Raw genomic sequence first — 19,652 nt, 5'->3', positions numbered from 1 at the left:
GGGCCATGAAAGCTCAACGCGCGCGACTGCCCGACGGGCGATGGCACTTTCAGAACGGTCCGATGGACATTGTGATCGGCGCCGAGGGCGAATCGCTGGCCGTACAGCTCGCACACGAGGCCGCCTGGCAACGGTTCTACACCCTGCTGCCGGAGTTGGTGGCCGAACTCCGGGCGCTGCGCCTGCCGTTGCCGCCCACCGGGCCCTTGCCCCCGGCCGGTGCGCGCCTGGACGGCCGAGTGGCGCGGCGCATGTGGGCCGCCTGTGCGCCTTACCGCGCCGAGTTCATCACGCCGATGGCCGCCGTGGCCGGCGCCGTGGCGCAGGAGCTCATCGCCTGCTACCACCGGCCCGGCGTAGGCCGTGCCTGGGTCAACAACGGCGGCGACATCGCCGTCTACCTCACGCCGGGCCAGTCGGTGCGCATCGGGCTGTTCGCCGACCTGGCGCGCTGGGGGCCGGCCATGGCCGAGGCGGCCGAAACGCCGCAGGGCCTGCGCACCGACGCGCAGTGCGAACTCGCCTACGAGTCGCCCGCGCGCGGCGTGGCCACCAGCGGCTGGCGTGGTCGCAGTTTCTCGCTCGGCATCGCCGACAGCGTGACCATCCTGGCCGCCACGGCGGCCGAGGCCGACGCCGCCGCCACGGTGGTGGCCAATGCGGTCGACGTGCCGCATCCCGGCATCGAAAGGCGTCCCGCCAACACGCTCAAGGACGATACCGACCTTGGCGACATCCCCGTCACCGTCCAGGTGCCGCCCTTGCCCGAGGCGCTGGTGCGCGAAGCGCTGGCCGCGGGCCTGGCCAGGGCGGAGGCGCTGCAGCAGGCCGGGCTGTTGTGGTCCGCCACCCTGGTCTGCCAGGGGCAATGGGCGCAAACCCGCAGTCCGGGGATGCCGCCATCCGCCGATACTCGGCCTGGACCCCCGCAACTTGGTTCAGTATTTGCTTAATGAAATTCAGAGAGCCTGCCACCCCATGATCACCATCCGCCGCATCTTCACCCACGTGGAAGAAATCAACCACGAATTCGGCCCGGTCGCCGCCGTGCCGCTGGTGCGCGGCGCCATCGGCGCGGTGCTGACCAATCCGTTCGCCGGTCGCTACGAGCCCGACATCCTGCCGATGATGGACGCGCTGCAACCCGTGGGCATCGACATGGCGCGCCGGCTGCTGGCCGCCATGCAGCTGCCGGTCGAGCGCATCGCCAGCTACGGCAAGGGCGCCATCGTCGGTGCCGCAGGCGAGCTGGAGCACGGCGCCTTATGGCATGTGCCGGGGGGTTATGCGATGCGTGAACTGCTGGGCTGGAAGGGTGACCGCAACGCCTACAAGGCGGGCAAGGCCGAGGACAAGACCGGCCAACCAGGCAATGGCTTGTCCATCGTGCCCTCGACCAAGAAGGTCGGCGGCCCCGGCACCGCGCTCGACGTGCCGCTGACCCACATCAACGCAAGCTACGTGCGCAGCCATTTCGACGCGATCGAGGTGCGCGTGCCGGGCGCGCCGGCCGCCGACGAGATCGTCTACATCCTGACCATGGCCTCGGGTGCACGTGTGCATTCGCGTGTCGGTGGGCTGGAGCCCGAAGGCATCACGAAGTGGGACGGCCTGCGCTGAATCCAACCATCATTTCAAGAGACAACCATGCTTGCCAACATCCGCAAAATCATCGTCCAGGTCGATGAGGTCCTGATCGAAATGGGCCAGGCCGTGAATCCGCCCACGCGCCGCGCGCTGGCCATGGCCGTGATCGACAACCCCTATGCCGGCAGTTATTCCGAAAACCTCGACCAGCTGGTGGCCATCGGCGAGGAACTCGGCGGCCTGCTGGGCGAGAAATGCGTGAAGGCGCTGGGCATCGCGCCCGGCGCCGCGCACAGCTACGGCAAGGCGGCCATCGTCGGCGAAGCGGGCGAGCTGGAACACGCCGCGGCCATCCTGCATCCCAAGCTCGGTGCGCCGCTGCGCCAGGCGGTGGAGAAGGGCGCGGCCCTCGTGCCTTCGGCCAAGAAGCTCGGCGGGCTGGGCACGGCCATCGACGTGCCGCTGGGCCACAAGGACGCGGCCTATGTCCGCAGCCATTTCGACGCCATGGAAGCCCGCGTGGCCGATGCGCCGCGCGCCCGCGAGATCGTGGTGGCCGTGGTGGTCACCGCCAGCGGCCGGCCGCTGGCGCGCATCGGCGGACTGCAGGCTTCGGAGATCGTGGGCCAGGACGGACTGCGGTAGTCTCCTGCCTTTGCCTTCACCCGTTTCCGGATCTTTTTGAACCTTCCAGGAGTTTTGCCATGAAGTTGTTGCGTCCCCTGTTCTATACCGCCGCCGCGCTGGCGTTCTGGCCCGCGGCCCATGCCCAGGGCGTGATCAAGATCGGCGAGGTCAACAGCTGGAAGGCGCAGCCGGCCTTCCTCGAGCCCTACAAGAAGGGCATGGAACTCGCCGTGGACGAAATCAACGCCAAGGGTGGCGTGCTCGGCAAGAAGCTCGAGCTCATCACCCGCGACGACAACGCCAACCCCGGCGATGCGGTGCGCGTGGCCGAGGAACTGGTCTCGCGCGAGAAGATCGACATCCTCACCGGCACCTTCCTGTCGAACACCGGCCTGGCCGTGGCCGACTTCGCCAAGCAGAAGAAATTCTTCTTCCTGGCCGGCGAGCCACTCACCGACAAGATGACCTGGCAGGGCGGCAACCAGTACACCTTCCGCCTGCGCCCGGGCACCTACATGCAGGCCGCGATGCTGGTGCCCGAAGCTGTCAAGCTCAAGAAGAAGCGCTGGGCTTTCGTCTACCCCAACTACGAATACGGCCAGTCCGCCGTGGCCGCGTTCAAGGGCTTGCTGAAGGCCGCGCAGCCCGACGTGGAATTCGTCGGCGAGCAGGCCACGCCGCTGGGCAAGATCGACGCCGGCAGCGTGGCGCAGGCCCTGGCCGACGCCAAGCCCGACGCGATCTTCAACGTCCTGTTCGGTGCCGACCTGTCGAAGTTCGTGCGCGAAGGCAATACCCGCGGCCTGTTCAAGGACCGCGAGGTGGTGAGCGTGCTGACCGGCGAGCCCGAATACCTCGATCCGCTGAAGGACGAAACGCCGAACGGCTGGATCGTCACCGGCTACCCGTGGTACGGCATCCAGACGCCGGAACACAAGGCTTTCTTCCTGGCCTACCACGACAAGTACAAGGACTATCCGCGCCTGGGCTCGGTGGTCGGCTACACCATGATCAAGGCTGCGGCCGCCGGCATCGCCAAGGCCAAGAGCCTTGAAAGCGCCAAGCTCGTCGAGGCCTTCAAGGGCCTGCCGGTCGACACGCCGTTCGGCAAGATCAGCTTCCGCCCCGAAGACCACCAGTCGACCATGGGCGCCTTCGTCGGAAAGACGAAGAACGAAGGCGGCAAGGGTGTGATGGTCGACTACACGTATTTCGATGGCGCCAAGTTCCAGCCGCCGGCGGCGGAAGTAGCCAAGGCCCGAGCGAAGGATTGACGATGCATGTCACTCCCACCTCCGTTCGCACTGAGCTTGTCGAAGTGCATGTATGAGGTGGGCAGGCTTCGACAAGCTCAGCACGAACGCCGATTCCCTCCCGTTCGCACTGAGCCTGTCGAAGTGTTTCATCGGTAGGCAGGGGCATCGACGGGCGCAGCCCGAACGGACACAGCGCGCCATCAATTTTGGAAGTCTCGCTAGATGAGTTTCTCGGGTTTCATCGTCCAACTGCTCAACGGGCTGGCGGGCGCTTCCTCGCTGTTCTTCGTGGCGGCCGGCCTGTCGCTGATCTTCGGCGTGACGCGCATCGTCAACTTCGCGCACGGCTCCTTCTTCATGGTGGGTATCTACCTCGCCTACACCCTGGTCGAGAAGCTCGGGGCTGGGCTGGGCTTCTGGCCGGCGTTGATCCTGGCGGCACTGGCCGTGGGGGTGCTTGGCGCGCTGATCGAGGTGGTGTTGCTGCGCCGCATCTACAAGGCGCCCGAGCTGTTCCAGTTGCTCGCCACCTTCGCCCTGGTGCTGGTCATCAAGGATGCCGTGCTCTGGCTCTGGGGCCCCGATGAACTGCTCGGCCCGCGTGCCCCCGGTCTGTCGGGTTCGGTGATGATCCTCGGCCGGCAGTTCCCGAGTTACGACCTGTTCCTGATCGTCGTCGGCCCCATCGTGCTCGGGCTGGTGTGGCTGCTGCTCACGCGCACGCGTTTCGGCACCCTGGTGCGCGCGGCCACGCAGGACCGCGAGATGGTGAGCGCGCTCGGCATCAACCAGGCCTGGCTGTTCACCGCCGTGTTCGCCCTCGGCGCCTTGCTCGCCGGCCTGGGCGGCGCGCTGCAGTTGCCGCGCGAGCCGGCCACGCTGGAACTGGACCTCAACACCATCGGCTCGGCCTTCGTGGTGGTGGTGGTCGGGGGCATGGGCTCGATCCCCGGGGCCTATGCGGCCGCGCTGCTGATCGCCGAGATCAAGGCCGTGTGCATCTGGCTCGGTGTGGTCGAGATCTTCGGCTACAGCATCTCGTTTTCCAAGCTCACCCTCGTGGTCGACTTCCTGGTGATGGCCGTGGTGCTGGTGTGGCGCCCCTGGGGCCTGTTCGGCCGGCCGCAGGCGCCGAGCCGTTATGTGGGCATGCAGGAAGAGCCGCTGCGCCGCGCGAGCAAAACCTATGTGGTTGCCGCCGCCATCTTCGGCCTGGTGCTGGCCGCCATGCCGCTGCTCACCGCCGACGCACCCTACACCATGGTGCTGATGATCGACCTGCTGATCGCCGCGCTGTTCGCCGCGAGCCTGCACTTCATCATGGGGCCGGCCGGCATGCATTCGTTCGGCCATGCGGCCTACTTCGGCCTCGGTGCCTACGGCGCGGCCTTGCTGGTGCGCGCCAGCGGCCTGCCGATGGAGCTCGCCCTGGTGCTGGCGCCGTTCGTGGCCGGCCTCGGCGCCTTCGTCTTCGGCTGGTTCGCGGTGCGGCTGTCGGGCGTGTACCTGGCCATGCTCACTTTGGCCTTCGCACAGATCACCTGGGCCGTCACCTACCAGTGGGATGCGTTCACCGGCGGCAGCAATGGCCTCACCGGCGTGTGGCCGGCCGAATGGCTGGCCGACAAGCGCATCTACTACTGGCTCACGCTGGCGCTGGTGGCCGCCGGTGTGTGGTGGCTGCGCCGGGTGTTGTTCTCGCCTTTCGGTTATGCCCTGCGCGCGGGCCGCGACTCGGTGCTGCGCGCCGACGCCATCGGCATCGACGTCAAGCGCATGCAGTGGGTGGCCTTCATCATCGCCGGCGCAGTGGCCGGCCTCGCGGGCTCGCTCTACGCGTTTTCCAAGGGCAGCATCTCGCCCGAGACCATGAGCGTGGGCAAGTCGGTCGACGGCCTGGTGATGGTCCTGCTCGGCGGTGTGCAGACCCTGGCCGGCCCGGTGGTCGGCGCGGTCACCTTCACCTGGCTGCACGACACCGTGGCGCGCAACACCGACTACTGGCGGGCGATGCTGGGCGGCATCATCCTGCTGCTGGTGCTGCTGTTCCCGCAAGGCATCGCGGGCTTTGCCAAACAACTCTCGGACAAGCTGCGGCGTGCGCCCGTCAAGGTTGAGGCGGTCAAAGCATGAGCCTTCTCAAAGTCAACAACCTCGGCAAGTCCTTCGGCGGCGTGAAGGCCGTGGACGGCATCAGTTTCGAACTCAAAGCCGGCGAACTGCTGGCGTTGATCGGGCCCAACGGCGCGGGCAAGTCCACCACCTTCAACATGGTCAACGGCCAGCTCCGGGCCGACCAGGGTTCCATCGTCTTCGACGGCCAGGAACTTGTGGGCAGGAAGCCGCGCGCGATCTGGCGCATGGGCGTGGGCCGCACCTTCCAGATCGCAGAAACCTTCGCCTCGCTCACCGTGGTGGAAAACGTGCAGATGGCGCTGCTCTCGCACGACGGCCGGCTGTTCTCGATGTGGCGCCGGGCTTCCGACCACAAACGTGACGAAGCATTGGCCTTGCTCGAGCAGGTCGGCATGAGGGCCCAGGCCGACCGGCCCTGCAGCGAACTCGCCTACGGCGACGTGAAACGCGTCGAACTCGCCATCGCCATGGCCAACAGCCCGAAGCTCCTGCTGATGGACGAACCCACGGCCGGCATGGCGCCCAAGGAACGCAACGCCCTCATGGCCCTGACCAAACAACTGGTGATCGACCGCGGCATGGCCGTGCTCTTCACCGAACACAGCATGGACGTGGTTTTCGCCTATGCCGACCGCATGATCGTGCTGGCGCGCGGCCGGCTCATCGCACAGGGCAAGCCGCTCGAGATCCGCGACCACCCCAAGGTGCAGGAGGTGTATTTCGGCAGCGGAAAAACCTTCGAGAAGATCGCCGAGAAGGCCGCGGCCCTTCACGTGGGGGCCGCCGCATGAGCGCGCAGATGCTGTTGGAGGCCAAGGGCCTGGAAGCCTGGTACGGCGCCGCCCAGATCCTGTACGACGTGGACCTGAGCGTGCGGCGTGGCGAAGTGGTGGCGCTGATGGGCCGCAACGGCGCGGGCAAGTCCACCACGCTCAAGGCGCTGATCGGCATGCTCGCCAAGCGCCGCGGCGCGATCCACTTCCTGGGCCAGGACATCTCGAAGAGCGAGCCGCATGTGGCGGCGCGCCTCGGCCTGGGCTTCGTGCCCGAAGACCGGCGCGTGTTCACCGACCTCACCGTGCTGGAGAACCTCGAGGTCGGCAAGCAGCCGCCGCGCCAATGGTCCGACGGCACGGCCGCGCCGGTGTGGACGCCCGAGCGGTTGTTCGCGCTGTTCCCCAACCTTGGCGAGATGCCCAACCGCCCCGGTGGCCGCATGAGCGGCGGCGAGCAGCAGATGCTGACCGTGGCGCGCACGCTGATGGGCAACCCCTACCTGGTGCTGCTCGACGAGCCGAGCGAAGGCGTGGCGCCGGTGATCGTGGAGCAGATGGCCAACATGATCCTGGAACTCAAGGCGCAGGGCGTGAGCATCCTGCTGTCCGAGCAGAACATGCACTTCGCCGAACTGGTTTCCGACCGCGCCTACGTGCTCGAAAAAGGCCAGATCCGGTACCAGGCCACGATGGCCGAACTCGCGGCGAACGACGAAGTGCGCCGCGCCTACCTGAGCGTCTGACCGCCCTCATTTCGGAGAACGACATGCAACGCAGAACCCTGTTGAAATCCACCGCCGCCCTGGGCTTCTTCGGCGGCACCGGCCTCGCCGCATCGGCCGCAGGCAAGATCAAGCCGGGCACGGCCGCGCTGATCGTCGTCGACGTGCAGAACTGTTTCCTCGAGGGCGGCACGCTCGCCGTGAAGGGCGGCGCCGAGGTGATCCCGGTCATCAACCGGCTCGCGCCGGCCTTCGAGAACATCGTCGTCACGCAGGACTGGCACACCGCCGGCCATGCCTCGTTCGCCAGCAGCTACAGCGGCAAAAAGCCTTTCGAAACCACCCAGCTCAAATACGGTACCCAGGTGCTCTGGCCCGACCACTGCGTGCAGGGCACGGCCGACGCCGAGGTCAGCCAGGCGCTGAAGCTGCCCACGGCCCAGCTGATCATCCGCAAGGGCTTCCACAAGGACATGGACAGTTATTCCGCCTTCGAGGAAGCCGACCACAAGACCGCCACCGGCCTGGCCGGCTACCTCAAGGCGCGCGGCATCAAGACCGTGTTCGTCACCGGCCTGGCCACCGATTTCTGCGTGGCCTGGACGGCGATGGACGCGCGCAAGGCCGGCTTCGAGGTCTATGTGGTCGAGGATGCCACGCGCGCCATCGACCTCAACGGCTCGCTGGCGGCGGCGTGGAAGCAGATGGCCGCGCAGAAGGTCAAGCGCATCCATTCGGCCGACATCGAGAGCTGATCCCAGGCCGTGTTCCCGCTCACCGTCAACGGACAAACCCAGACCGTCCGCGGCACCGACCAGGCCACGCTGCTGCACTTCCTGCGCAACGATCTCGCGCTGAACGGCCCGAAATACGGCTGTGGCCTGGGGGAATGCGGCGCGTGCACGGTGCTCGTTGACGGCATCGCCGCGCGGGCCTGCGTGATCCCCGCGCGCGGCATGGCCGGGCGTGACGTCACCACGCTTGAAGGCCTGAAGACGGCCGCCGGCCTGCATCCCGTGCAGCAGGCCTTCCTCGACACCCAGGCCGCGCAATGCGGCTACTGCCTGAACGGCATGGTGATGATGACGGTCTCGCTGCTGCGGCACACACCGGCGCCGACCGAGGACGAAATCCGCCGGCAACTCTCGCACAACCTGTGCCGCTGCGGCACGCACCTGGAAATCCTGCAGGCGGTGCGGCGTGCGGCCGTGCTGATGGCGACCTCGCCCGTTCGTGCTGAGCTGGTGCCCCCTTCCGTTCGTGCTGAGCCTGTCGAAGCACCTGTGGGACAGGAAGCCCGCTTCGACAGGCTCGGCACAAACGGGGTGGAAGAGCGGGGCGATGCGTTTTCTCCCGTTCGCCCGGAGCTTGTCGAAGGGCCTGAGCGCCTGAAGCGGCTTCGACAGGCTCAGCCCGAACGGGGAGCAGGGACGCCCGCCCCATGACCCGCCGCGCCGACACGGTCTTGTCGCGCGCCGAGTTGCGTGCCGCCACCGGTGTGCTGCTGGTGTTGCGCGAGCCACTGCCGGCCACTGTGCCCGTCCCGGGACAGCCCGCGGCGGTCGGTGCAAATCCAGCCGAAGGTGCCGAGGTGCTGCTCGCCGTGTGGGACGACGGCAGTGTCACCGCGCTCAACGGCCACGTCGACCTCGGCACGGGCATTCGCACCGCCCTGTCGCAGATCGTGGCCGAAGAACTCGACGTGGCCATGGACAGCATCCACATGGTGCTCGGCGACACCGCGCGCGCGCCGAACCAGGGCGCGACCATCGCCAGTGCATCGATCCAGCTGCATGCCGAGCCACTGCGCCGCGCCGCCGCGCAGGCCCGCGCCTGGCTTGGGCGACGCGGTGCCGCCGGCATCGGCGGAGCATTGGCGGGCCAGCACGTCGAGCTGATGCTCGACCTGACCACGCCGGTGAAGGACCCAAAGGACTACCGCGTCGTCGGCCAGTCCGTGCCGCGAGTGGACATGCTGGACAAACTTACCGGCGAACTGGTCTTCGTGCACGACATGCGCTTGCCGGGCATGCTGCACGGCCGCGTGGTGCGCCCGCCCTACGCGGGCGCCGACCATGGCGACTTCATCGGCAACACGCTGGAATCGGTGGACGAGGGCTCCATCGCGCACATCCCCGGCATCCGCGCGGTGGTGGTGATCCGCGATTTCGTCGGCATCGTCGCCGAACGCGAGGAACAGGCCGAGCAGGCGCTGGCCGACCTGCAGGTGCGCTGGAAGCCATGGCCGGGCATGCCGGACCAGCAGGACGTGGCGCAGGCCATCCGCGACAACCCGCGCACCACGCGCCAACTGGTGGACGAAGGCGATGTCGATGCGGCGCTGGCGGGCGCCGCCGAGTCCATGCCGCGCACCTATCTATGGCCTTATCAGATGCATGCGTCGATCGGGCCGTCGTGCGCGGTCGCCGATTGGCAGGGTGCATCACTCAAGGTCTGGGCCGGCACGCAGAACCCGCATGTGCTGCGCTTCGACCTGTCGCGTCTGATGGGCCTGCCCGATATTGCCATCGACGTGGTGCGCATGGAGGCCGCCGGCTGTTACGGCCGCAACGGAGCCGACGACGTGGCGGCCGATGCCGCGCTGCTGTCGCGGGCCGTGGGCGCGCCGGTGCGCGTGCAGCTCACGCGTGCGCAGGAACACCTGTGGGAGCCCAAGGGCACGGCGCAGCTCATGGAAGTGCGGGGCGGGCTGAACGCCGATGGCTCGGCGGCCGGCTACGACTTCCAGACCTCCTACCCCTCGAACGGCGCACCCACGCTGGCCCTGCTGCTGACGCGCAGCATCGAACCCGTGGCCCAGGCCTTCGAGATGGGCGACCGCACGGCGCGCCCGCCCTACAGCTTCGAGAACCTGCGCGTGCGCGTGCACGACATGGCGCCGATCGTGCGCTCGTCGTGGCTGCGCGGCGTGTCGGCCTTGCCGAACGCCTTCGCCCACGAGTCCTACATCGACGAACTGGCCACCGCTGCGGGCGCGGACCCGGTGGACTACCGGCTGCGCCACCTGGACGATCCGCGCGCCGCCGAGCTGGTGCGCGCCACCGCGCAGAAGGCCGGCTGGAAACCGCACACCGCGCCGCAGCGACAGGCGGCCGACGGGGACTGGCTGCAGGGCCAGGGCTTCGCCTACGCGCGCTACATCCACAGCAAATGGCCGGGTTACGGCGCGGCCTGGGCGGCCTGGGTGGCCGACGTGGATGTGAACCGCAAGACCGGCGAGGTGCACGTGCGCCGCGTGGTGGTGGGGCACGACGCGGGGTTGATGGTCAACCCGGCCGGCGTCGAGCACCAGGTGCACGGCAACGTGTTGCAGACCACCAGCCGCGCGCTGAAGGAGGAGGTGCGCTTCACGCCCGGCAGCAACGTCGTCGCCAATGCCGAATGGGGCAGTTATCCGATCCTGAGCTTCCGCGAGGTGCCGGTGGTCGAGGTGCTGCACATGCCGCGGCCCGGCGAACCGGCGCTGGGTGCTGGCGAATCGGCTTCGGTGCCGGGCACGGCGGCCATCGCCAATGCCATCTTCGACGCCACCGGCGTGCGCTTCCGGGCGCCGCCGTTCACCCCGGAAGTCGTGCGTGCAGCATTGAATGTGCCGCCAGAGCAGGCAGGAACTGCGCTGGCTGCTATCCAATCGGGAGCGTATCGAAATCAGGATGGGGATCGGAGCGCGCTTGCCGGCCTGCCGTTGCCGAAGGGCCGCACGGCGTGGGCCACGGCCGGCGCCGTGTTGGCGGGGGTGATCGGCCTGGGCACGGCGCTGTTCGGCGGGCGCACGGCCCTCGCGCCGATCACGGCGGGCACGGCTTCCGTCTACACCGACGCCACCATCGAACGCGGCCGCCAGCTCGCCGCGGTGGGCAACTGCGTGGGTTGCCACACCACGGCCGGCGGCGTGCCGAACGCGGGTGGCCGGGCCATGCACACGCCGTTCGGCACCGTCTACACGACCAATCTCACGCCGGATCCCGACACTGGCATCGGCCGCTGGTCGCTGGCCGCGTTCCAGCGCGCCATGCGCGAAGGCATCTCGCGCGACGGCCACCATCTGTATCCGGCCTTTCCGTACACCGCGTTCGCCAAGACCAGCGACGAAGACCTCACGGCCCTGTACGCCTACTTGATGGCGCAGCCGGCCGTGTCGGCTGCAACCAAGCCGGCCGAGATGTCTTTCCCCTACAGCCAGCGTGCGCTGATGGTCGGCTGGAATGCGCTGTTCCACGACGCCACGCCGTACCGGGCCGAGCCGCAACAGTCCGCGGAATGGAACCGCGGCGCCTACCTGGTCAACGGCCTCGGCCATTGCGGTGCCTGCCACACGCCGCGCAACGCGCTGGGTGCGGAGCAGGGCGGCCAGGCCTACCTGGCGGGGGCGCTGGTCGATGGTTGGGAGGCGCCTGCCTTGACGGCCCTGTCCAGGTCCCCCGTGCCCTGGAGCGCCGACGCCTTGTACCGCTATCTGCGTCACGGCCATGCCGCCGAACACGGCGCCGCGGGCGGGCCGATGGCGCGGGTGGTGCGTGAACTCGCGGCCTTGCCCGATACCGATGTGCGTGCGATGGCGTCTTACCTGGCCTCGTTCCAGTCCGCCAGCCCGGTCGATGCCAAAGCCGTGGTGCAGCAGGCCGCACAGGCCGGCCAGGCCTTGCCCAACGCCAGCCAGCGCCTGTTCGACGGTGCCTGCGGCGCCTGCCACCACGACGGCGACGGCCCGCGCCTGCTCGGCCTCAACCTGCCCCTGGCGCTGAGCAGCAAGCTGCACAGCGACCACCCGGACAACCTGCTGCGGACCATCCTCGACGGTGTGCAGGAACCGGCGGGCCGCGACGTCGGCTTCATGCCGGCCTTCCGGCACAACCTGTCGGACGCGCAGGTGGCGGAGATCGCGGGGTATATGCGGCAGCGGTTCGCGCCAGGCAAGCCGAATTGGGCGGATCTGCCCGAGGCCGTGGCGCGGGTGCGTGCGTTACCGCATTGAGGTTTGCTGGCGTAGCGCATTCGTGCTACATTTCCTCCTGACAGGAGGCTTCCAATGTCCACCACCACCATCCGCATCGACGACGAACTCAAGTCGCGCATCGCCGCCGCCGCCGAGCAGGCCGGCAAGACGGCACATGCCTTCATTCTCGAGGCGATTGCGCACACCGTGGAGCAGGTTGAGCGGGACAACGCCTTCAGTGCCGTGGCTGACGAACGCTGGGCTCGGGTGCGCGCTACCGGCGAGACCGTGCCTTGGGATGAGGCCAAGGCCTACCTCGCGGCCCGCGCGAACGGTGAACGGCCCCGCAGACCCGCCGCGCGCAAACTGGGCCGTTGATGCCAGGGCGCTGAACCGTTCATGGCGCGCATCGAACTCGCCCCCGAGGTGTTCGACGACTTCGATCGTTTCTTCGACCACATCGCGCAACACGATCCAGGCGCGGCGCCGGAGCGCATTGGCGAAATCCTGGAAGCCTTCAAGATCCTGACCCACAGTCCGCTGATCGGCCGACCCGTTCAAGGCGGCAAACGCGAACTCGTGATCGGCCGTGCGACCCGGGGTTATGTTGCGCTGTACCACTACCTCGCGGCCATCGACACGGTGTTCGTGCTGGCGGTGCGCAGCCAGCGCGAAGCGGACTTCAAACGCCTGCCCTGAATCAACGCCGGTAGTCGTCGAAGTCGAAATCTTCGTCCATGCCGAACGCATCGAAGTCGGCCGACCGCTGCACCTGCGTCCTGATCCACAGCTTGAGTGTCTTCAGGTCGTCCAGGTGGGCGAGCTGGTTTTTCATCTGGTGGATGTCGTGTGCCAGCCATTGCACCTGTTCGCGCAGGATGGACATCATGTTCGCCGGCGTGACCTTTTCCATCGGGGCGATGCCGAACTGCCTCTTGAACGAAAGTTCCGTGTCCTTGACCTCCTGCTGCAGTTCGCGCAACTGGTCGGTCAGCACCTGGTTGTAGTGGCGCAACCGCTCGGCACTGAGGTTGGCCATGCGCTCCGGGTCGATCTGTTCAGCCTCGATCTGCAACTGCAACATGTCGAGCAGGTTCTTGTTGGCATAGGCCTGGTTCACGCGCTGCATCAGCGCCGTCTTGCGCGCGCGTTCGGCCGGGTCGGTTTCGCGGTCGGGGTGCAGCGCACTCGCGAGTTTGCGGTACACCTCGCGCAGCGACTGGCTCGCGTCCTTTTCGGCGGCCTGTTGCTTGATTTCGCGCGCCGACTTCTTGCGGTGCTGGCTGCGGTGTTTTTCCTTTTCGGCGGCGATGTGGTCCATGCGCGCCTGTTCGGCTTCCATCTGCGCGTGCAGCGCGCGCATCACGGCTTCGGGCGAATCCATGTCCACCTCGTCGCCGAGTTCGATGCCGAGGTCTTCCTCGAGCAGGGTCTTCATCGCCTGCTGCGCCTCGCGTGCCTCGGTGTCGAAATCGGTGGCGCTGTACTTGTTGTAGATGGCCTTCATGGCTTCGGCACGGTCGCCCTGCATCAGCGTGTCGGCCAGGTCGCAGATGATGCCGGCCAGTTTGCTGCGGTCGGTCTTGCTCAGGCCTTTCTGCGCGTAGGCGCCGTCGAGAAACGCCACGAGCTCGGTGCTCACGCCATCGAGCTTTGCGAGCAGCGGATCGAGTTCACGCGCGCGCCGTTGCTGGAACAGCGGGATGGCCTCCTGCCAGTCGCCGAGCAGCTTGCGCTGCGCGGCGATCTTCTGCACCAGCGTGTTGAACTTCTTCTGGGGCGCGGAGAGTTCGGCCTGCCCGGTCTGTGCGGTGATGCTGATGTGGGCTCTGGATGTCATCGCTGCGAGATCACGCGGGCAGGAAGCCTTCGATCGAAAGGTAACGTTCGCCGGTGTCGTAGTTGAAGCCCAGCACCTTGGCGCCCGCGCCGAGTTCCGGCAACTTCTCGGCGATGGCGGCGAGCGTGGCGCCGCTGGAGATGCCGACCAAGAGGCCTTCTTCGCGCGCGCAGCGGCGCGCCATCTCGCGCGCAGGCTCGGCGTCGACCTGGATCACGCCGTCGAGCAGGCTGGTGTCCAGGTTCTTCGGGATGAAGCCCGCGCCGATGCCTTGGATCGGATGCGGCGACGGCGCGCCGCCCGAGATCACCGGCGAAGCCTTGGGTTCGACCGCGAACACCTTGAGTTGCGGCCACTTGGCCTTGAGCACGCGCGCGCAGCCGGTGAGGTGGCCGCCCGTGCCCACGCCGGTGATCAGCGCGTCCAGGCCGTCCGGGAAGTCGTTCAGGATCTCCTGCGCCGTGGTGCGCACGTGCACGTCGATGTTGGCCGGGTTCTCGAACTGCTGCGGCATCCACGCGCCGGGCGTGCTGGCCACGAGTTCCTCGGCGCGTGCGATCGAACCCTTCATGCCCTTCTCGCGCGGCGTGAGGTCGAAGCTCGCGCCGTAGGCCAGCATCAGCCGGCGGCGCTCGACGGACATGCTGTCGGGCATCACCAGCACCAGCTTGTAGCCCTTGACCGCGGCCACCATGGCCAGGCCGATGCCGGTGTTGCCCGAGGTCGGCTCGATGATGGTGCCGCCGGGCTTGAGTTTGCCCGACTTCTCGGCGTCTTCCACCATGGCCAGGGCGATCCGGTCCTTGATGGAGCCGCCGGGGTTGCTGCGCTCGGACTTCACCCAGACGTTCGCGCCCGCGCCGAACAGGCGGTTGATGCGGATGTGCGGCGTGTTGCCAATGGTGGCGAGGACGTTGTCGGCTTTCATGTTGACTCCTTGGATGTTGGTGGCGGTTGCAGCGGTGACGGGAAACGCCGATTTTGCAGCTTCGCGCGCCGCGTTGCCCGCCGGGCATAATCGCCCCGTGAAGCTCGCCAAGACCGCCGCTGGTGCAATCTGGGAAACCAGGCACTGGAGGAACGTCCGGACTGCACAGGGCAGCGTAGCAGCTAATGGCTGTCCACCGTGAGGTGAGGATCAGAGCAACAGAGACGAGTCAGGTCGGGCAAAAGCCCGACTTGGGTGAAACGGGCAATCTCTACGCGCAGCAATACCAAGTAGGCCAACGTTGACGGGGCCCCCGGAGTTGGCGGGTAGGTAGCATCGAGCCGGGTGGGCGACCCCCGGCCCAGATTAATGGCGGTCACGTTCCCGGCGCTGCAAGGTGCTGGGAATGCACAGAATCCGGCTTATCGGCGAGCTTCACACTATTCACCGCCAGCCTGGATCGGCGGCTTCTATCGTCGCAACGGGTCCGGGCTGTGCCTACAGCGTGTGGAAACGCGAAGGGGCCACCACGAAGAACCGCTGGCCGCCGGGCGCTTCCATCACGCACAGATCGGCCGTGCGTGCCACGGTCCGGATGCCCTGGGCTTCAAGTTCAGCGCGTTCGCTCTCGAGATCGTCGGCGTAGCGATCGGCGAAACCCGCGCTGGCCATGCGGCCGCCACAGGCCGAGACGATGCGACGCACGCCAGCCCGGAGCCACTGCGCGGCTCCGCCGCCCTGCCAGACGTTGGCCATCGGGCCATAGTCCATGCCGGCATCACGTTCGTCGGTCTGGCAGCTGACGGAGAGGGTTCCCACGCGGGTGGCGCACATTCGAAAATCCTTGGGTCGAGAAAAACTTGCGGGATTTTGCGGTGCGGTACCCAGGCTCTCCGGTCGGAGAGCCGCTTGCGATGGGTTCGGCCTTGTCCTACGCGGCCAGCCCCAGGGCCCTGAGGCGCAACACGTGCGCCAGCATCGAACGCTGCGCCACCGGCCACATCCTTGGCGGCACGTCGTCATACACCTGGGCCACCCAGTCGTCCATGCTGCCGGCAGGATGGGCCTGCATGGCCGCCAGCACCTTGGCCTCGCGTTTCAGGCGGTGCGCCCTGAGGTGGGCGATGGCGGTGCTGGCCTGGGCGAGCACGTGGCCGTGGGCAGGCAGGATGAAATCGATGGCGTGTTCATCGCAGGCGGCACTCAGGATGTCGAGTGAATCCAGATACGCCGTCATGTCGCCGTCGGGCGGGCTGACCACCGTGGTGCTGCCATTGAGGATGTGGTCGCCGGAGAACAGCAAGCCGTCTTCCACCAGCACCAAACACAGGTGGTTGGCCGCATGGCCGGGCGTGAAGATCACCTTCAAAGTGTGCTTTTGCGCAGGAGAGTCCAGCGTCAGCAGCTCCTGATTCTGTAGCGCGCGGTCGGGTCTGAACTGGCTGTCGACGCGCGCCGTGGGGGCCGAAGGCAAGCCCAGCACCGGCGGCCGGGTGTGCGCGCAAAGTGCCTGCAGCGGCGCCGCGCCCGGCGAATGGTCCGGGTGCGAATGGGTGCAGACGATGGCGCGGATGTCACCGCCCGCAGCACGCCAGAGCCTGTCCAGGTGCGCAGGGTCGTTCGGGCCCGGGTCGATGGCGATGAAGCCGGCGCCTGCATCGCCGACGAGGTAGCTGTTGGTGCCCGGGCCGGTCATCATGCCGGGGTTGGGCGCCGTCAGCCGCAGCACGTTTTGCAGCAGCGGTACGGGCTGCTGGTGTTGCCAGTCGGTGGTGAGCGCGAAGTCGGGCGCGGATTTCAGGTGTTGGCTGGGGCGGACCATGCGCGCATTCTGCCGCCAAAGCGTCGCGTTCGTTTTTTCGAACGCTGACGTGGCGTCCGCCGATAATCCGGCGATGCACATCCCATTCACCAAGATGCAGGGCGCGGGCAACGACTTCGTCGTGCTCGATGAAACCGCCGGCCTGTTCGGCCTGAGCGCCGCCCAGTACCGGTTCCTGGCCGACCGCCATTTCGGCGTGGGCGCGGACCAGATCCTCAGCGTGCGGCCGTCGCCCGCGGCAGGCATCGACTTCGAATACGTGATCCACAACGCCGACGGCGGCGAGGTCGAGCAGTGCGGCAACGGCGCGCGCTGTTTCGCGCGGTTCGTGCGCGACACGGGCCTCACCACCCAGGACCGCATCCGCGTGGCGACCAAAAGCGGCGTGATCGAACCCCTGCTCACGGCCGACGGCCGTGTCACGGTCGACATGGGCGCGCCGGTGTTCGATCTGGCCCAGGTGCCCTTCGACGCCGCCGGCCTCGTGCCGGAGCCGGTCGGCGCGTGGCAGAAATGGCCGCTGATGCTGGACCACGCGGTGCAGCTCGCACCCTATGTGGTCGCCGTGCTGTCGATGGGCAACCCGCATGCCGTGCATGTGGTGGAAGACACGGAAGCCGCGCCGGTGGCCCTGCTGGGCCCGCTGGTCGAACACCATCCGCGTTTTCCCAACCGGGTCAACGCCGGCTTCATGCAGGTGCTCGACAGCGGCCGCATCCGCCTGCGCGTCTTCGAGCGCGGCGCGGGCGAAACCCTGGCCTGCGGCACCGGCGCATGTGCGGCCGTGGTGGCCGGCATCCGGCTGGGCCTGCTCGAGCGCCAGGTGGACGTCTACACCCATGGCGGCATGCTCAGCGTCGCCTGGTCGGGCCAGCTGGGCGACCCGGTCTACATGACCGGCCCCGCCACCACCGTGTTTTCGGGCGAGATCACTATTCCGGAAAACCTGTCGGCTTAAAGTTCCTAAACCAATCCTCACTTCAACAAAACCCGCCCATCGTCAGCTTTGGACGCTCCTTCGAGAGATACCGCGGAACCGGCTTTGCCGGGCCGCTGGTATCGCCCCCTGCAAGGGGGGAGGAGCTGCACGAAGTGAGCGACTTGGGGGTGTTCCAAAAACTTATGAACCAAACCAACCCGATCACCGAAGACGACATCGCCAACTTCCTGATCAACACCCCCGAATTCTTCGAGCGCCATTCCGAAGTGCTGGCCGCCGTGCAGATGACCAGCCCGCACGGCAACCGCGCCGTGAGCCTGCAGGAACGCCAGGCCGAGATGCTGCGCGAGAAGATCAAGGGCCTGGAGCACCGCATCATGGACATGGTGCGCAACGGCAACGAAAACGTGCTGATCGCCGACAAGCTCCAGCGCTGGGCCCGCAACCTGCTCACCACGCGCGTGGCCAGCGAACTGCCCGAGCGCATCGCCAGCGAGATCCAGAGCCAGTTCGGCGTGCCGCAGGTGGCCATCAAGGTCTGGGGCGTGGCCGAGGCCTACATGGGCGCCGCCTATGCGCAGGGCGTGAGCGAAGACGCGAAGACCTTCGCCTCGTCGTTGACCGCGCCGTTCTGCGGCGTGAACTCGGGCTTCGAGGCCGTGTCCTGGCTGCCCGACCCGGCCGCGGCCATGTCGATCGCCCTGATGCCGCTGCGCCCCGGCGTGCTCAACAGCACCGGCCCGGCCTTCGGCATGCTGGTGCTGGCGTCGCCCGACGCGCACCGCTTCGAGTCGGCGATGGGGACGGACTTCCTGGAGCGCATCGCCGAACTGGCGAGCGCCGCGCTGTCGCGGCTGCGCTCGGCATAGGGCGCGATGGCCGATGCGCGCGTCACGCGGGTCCAAATGCTTCGACAAGCTCAGCACGAACGGGAAGGGGTGATCCGTGCCGCGTGCCTTTCCCACCCCCGTTCGTGCTGAGCCTGCCGAAGCGCCGGTGCGGGAGGACACATGCTTCGACAGGCTCAGCACGAACGGGGTGGGGTAATCGGAGTGGGTTCGAGTTTTCCCCCCGTTCGCCCTGAGCCTGTCGAAGGGCCTTCTCCGCCCATCCTGAGCCTGTCGAAGGACGACCAGGCCCTCATCACGCGTTACCTGGCCCACGTCGAAATCGAAAAGCGCCTCGCCGCGCGCACCGTCGCGCTGTACACGCTCGACCTGCAGAAGCTCGCCGAGTCCGCCGCGAAGGCTGGCGTGGCGCTCACGCAGATCCAGCACAGCCACATCCGGCGCTGGGTCGCGCAGATGCACAGCCAGGGCCGCAGCGGGCGCGGTATCGCGCTCATCCTCTCCGGCTGGCGCGGCCTGTTCCACTGGCTTGGCCGTGAAGGCCTGGTGGCCAGCAACCCGGTGCAGGATGTGCGAGCGCCCAAGGCCGCCAAGCCGCTGCCCAAGGCCCTGGGCGTGGACGACACGCAGCAGTTCGCCGACTTCAAGAACGAAGCCGACGACCCCTGGCTCGAAGCACGCGACGCGGCCATGGTCGAACTGCTCTACGGCGGCGGCCTGCGCGTGGGCGAACTCACGGGGCTCGACGTGCAGGCCGGCGCCCAGGCGCGCGGCTGGATCGACCTCGATGCCGGCGAAGCCCATGTGCTGGGCAAGGGCAGCAAGCGGCGCAGCGTGCCGATCGGCGCCAAGGCGGCCGAGGCGCTGCGGGCGTGGCTCGCGGTGCGCGGCGAGATCGACGGCGCGGCGCTGTCGCCCGCGTTGTTCCTTGGCCGCTACGGCACACGCCTCACGGCGCAGTCGGTATGGCAGCGGCTGCAGCGGCGCAGCCAGATGTCGGGCCTGGCCACGCCCGTGCATCCACACATGCTGCGCCATTCGTTCGCGAGCCACGTGCTGCAGTCCAGCGGCGACCTGCGGGCTGTGCAGGAATTGCTGGGCCACGCCAACATCAGCACCACGCAGGTCTATACGCGGCTGGACTTCCAGCATCTGGCGCGCGCCTACGATGCGGCGCATCCACGGGCGAAGAAGAAGTAGAGCGGCGGCCATG

17 protein-coding genes, 1 other RNA gene and 2 pseudogenes are annotated in these 19,652 nt (G+C 67.7%); 16 read left to right on the top strand and 4 right to left on the bottom strand.

Translation table 11 applies throughout. The features are described from left to right. Window positions 1–5 precede the first annotated feature (5 nt). The 12 genes and pseudogenes from RD110_RS24220 to RD110_RS24165 all read left to right on the top strand — a co-directional run bounded on the left by RD110_RS24220 (window position 6) and on the right by RD110_RS24165 (window position 12,760). Window positions 6–953, top strand: coding sequence for a UPF0280 family protein (locus tag RD110_RS24220; RefSeq protein ID WP_076202875.1), 948 nt, complete (start codon window positions 6–8; stop codon window positions 951–953). Window positions 954–978: 25 nt separating this feature from the next. Beyond that, on the top strand, window positions 979–1,620 hold the full coding sequence (locus RD110_RS24215) for an amino acid synthesis family protein (protein WP_076202872.1): 642 nt from the start codon (window positions 979–981) through the stop codon (window positions 1,618–1,620). A 27-nt stretch (window positions 1,621–1,647) separates the two neighbouring features. Further along, the gene (locus RD110_RS24210) at window positions 1,648–2,232 is read left to right on the top strand and encodes an amino acid synthesis family protein (protein WP_076202869.1); all 585 of its coding nucleotides are present in this window, start codon (window positions 1,648–1,650) and stop codon (window positions 2,230–2,232) included. 59 nt (window positions 2,233–2,291) lie between these two features. After that, the gene (locus RD110_RS24205) at window positions 2,292–3,488 is read left to right on the top strand and encodes an ABC transporter substrate-binding protein (protein WP_076202866.1); all 1,197 of its coding nucleotides are present in this window, start codon (window positions 2,292–2,294) and stop codon (window positions 3,486–3,488) included. Window positions 3,489–3,692: 204 nt separating this feature from the next. Continuing rightward, on the top strand, window positions 3,693–5,603 hold the full coding sequence (locus RD110_RS24200; RefSeq protein WP_076202863.1) for an ABC transporter permease: 1,911 nt from the start codon (window positions 3,693–3,695) through the stop codon (window positions 5,601–5,603). After that, window positions 5,600–6,397, top strand: a complete 798-nt coding sequence (locus RD110_RS24195; RefSeq protein ID WP_076202860.1) for an ABC transporter ATP-binding protein — start codon at window positions 5,600–5,602, stop codon at window positions 6,395–6,397. The genes RD110_RS24200 and RD110_RS24195 overlap by 4 nt, the downstream gene beginning before the upstream one ends. Next, window positions 6,394–7,125, top strand: a complete 732-nt coding sequence (locus RD110_RS24190; protein WP_076202857.1) for an ABC transporter ATP-binding protein — start codon at window positions 6,394–6,396, stop codon at window positions 7,123–7,125. Before RD110_RS24195 ends, RD110_RS24190 begins: the two co-directional genes overlap by 4 nt. A gap of 23 nt (window positions 7,126–7,148) precedes the next feature. Beyond that, window positions 7,149–7,859, top strand: coding sequence for a bifunctional nicotinamidase/pyrazinamidase (gene pncA / locus RD110_RS24185; RefSeq protein WP_076202855.1), 711 nt, complete (start codon window positions 7,149–7,151; stop codon window positions 7,857–7,859). 9 nt (window positions 7,860–7,868) lie between these two features. Then, window positions 7,869–8,324: pseudogene (locus RD110_RS28715) on the top strand ((2Fe-2S)-binding protein); the annotation flags it as partial. 221 nt (window positions 8,325–8,545) lie between these two features. Beyond that, a complete protein-coding gene (locus RD110_RS24175; protein WP_076202852.1) occupies window positions 8,546–12,100 on the top strand; it encodes a molybdopterin cofactor-binding domain-containing protein in 3,555 nt (1,184 codons plus the stop codon). A gap of 54 nt (window positions 12,101–12,154) precedes the next feature. Then, on the top strand, window positions 12,155–12,439 hold the full coding sequence (locus RD110_RS24170) for a type II toxin -antitoxin system TacA 1-like antitoxin (protein ID WP_076202849.1): 285 nt from the start codon (window positions 12,155–12,157) through the stop codon (window positions 12,437–12,439). A 21-nt stretch (window positions 12,440–12,460) separates the two neighbouring features. Continuing rightward, window positions 12,461–12,760 carry a type II toxin-antitoxin system RelE/ParE family toxin gene (locus RD110_RS24165; protein WP_076202846.1) on the top strand — a complete coding sequence of 100 codons (300 nt, stop codon included), beginning with the start codon at window positions 12,461–12,463 and terminating at the stop codon, window positions 12,758–12,760. Between the two features lies 1 nt (window position 12,761). Here RD110_RS24165 and RD110_RS24160 read toward each other — a convergent pair whose 3' ends face one another. Both RD110_RS24160 and cysK read right to left on the bottom strand, forming a co-directional pair. Beyond that, window positions 12,762–13,901: a hypothetical protein gene (locus RD110_RS24160; RefSeq protein WP_076202844.1), complete on the bottom strand. Its 1,140-nt coding sequence runs from the start codon at window positions 13,899–13,901 to the stop codon at window positions 12,762–12,764. 10 nt (window positions 13,902–13,911) lie between these two features. Next, complete coding sequence (gene cysK, locus RD110_RS24155) at window positions 13,912–14,829, bottom strand: cysteine synthase A (protein WP_076202841.1); 918 nt, start codon at window positions 14,827–14,829, stop codon at window positions 13,912–13,914. Window positions 14,830–14,928: 99 nt separating this feature from the next. Between cysK and rnpB the strand changes: the two genes are divergently transcribed. Further along, window positions 14,929–15,270: RNase P RNA component class A (gene rnpB / locus RD110_RS24150), an RNA gene on the top strand. A gap of 57 nt (window positions 15,271–15,327) precedes the next feature. On the opposite strand, the gene RD110_RS24145 is transcribed toward rnpB, so the two are convergent. Continuing rightward, complete coding sequence (locus tag RD110_RS24145; RefSeq protein ID WP_076202838.1) at window positions 15,328–15,663, bottom strand: hypothetical protein; 336 nt, start codon at window positions 15,661–15,663, stop codon at window positions 15,328–15,330. Window positions 15,664–15,760: 97 nt separating this feature from the next. Further along, window positions 15,761–16,597 (bottom strand): annotated as a pseudogene (locus RD110_RS24140) (MBL fold metallo-hydrolase); the annotation flags it as partial. Between the two features lie 127 nt (window positions 16,598–16,724). Between RD110_RS24140 and dapF the strand changes: the two are divergent. The 3 genes from dapF to RD110_RS24125 all read left to right on the top strand — a co-directional run bounded on the left by dapF (window position 16,725) and on the right by RD110_RS24125 (window position 19,639). Further along, window positions 16,725–17,609, top strand: a complete 885-nt coding sequence (dapF, locus tag RD110_RS24135) for a diaminopimelate epimerase (RefSeq protein ID WP_076205596.1) — start codon at window positions 16,725–16,727, stop codon at window positions 17,607–17,609. A gap of 164 nt (window positions 17,610–17,773) precedes the next feature. Continuing rightward, window positions 17,774–18,460 (top strand): DUF484 family protein, encoded by a 687-nt coding sequence (locus RD110_RS24130; protein ID WP_076202835.1) that lies wholly within the window; start codon window positions 17,774–17,776, stop codon window positions 18,458–18,460. A 240-nt stretch (window positions 18,461–18,700) separates the two neighbouring features. Next, window positions 18,701–19,639: a tyrosine-type recombinase/integrase gene (locus RD110_RS24125; protein WP_076205593.1), complete on the top strand. Its 939-nt coding sequence runs from the start codon at window positions 18,701–18,703 to the stop codon at window positions 19,637–19,639. The last annotated feature ends 13 nt before the right edge of the window (window positions 19,640–19,652 follow it).

Origin of the sequence: Rhodoferax koreense, from assembly GCF_001955695.1 — a bacterium.
In the GTDB taxonomy this organism is placed as follows: domain Bacteria; phylum Pseudomonadota; class Gammaproteobacteria; order Burkholderiales; family Burkholderiaceae_C; genus Rhodoferax_B; species Rhodoferax_B koreensis.
This window is presented reverse-complemented; position numbering and strand designations above follow the sequence as displayed.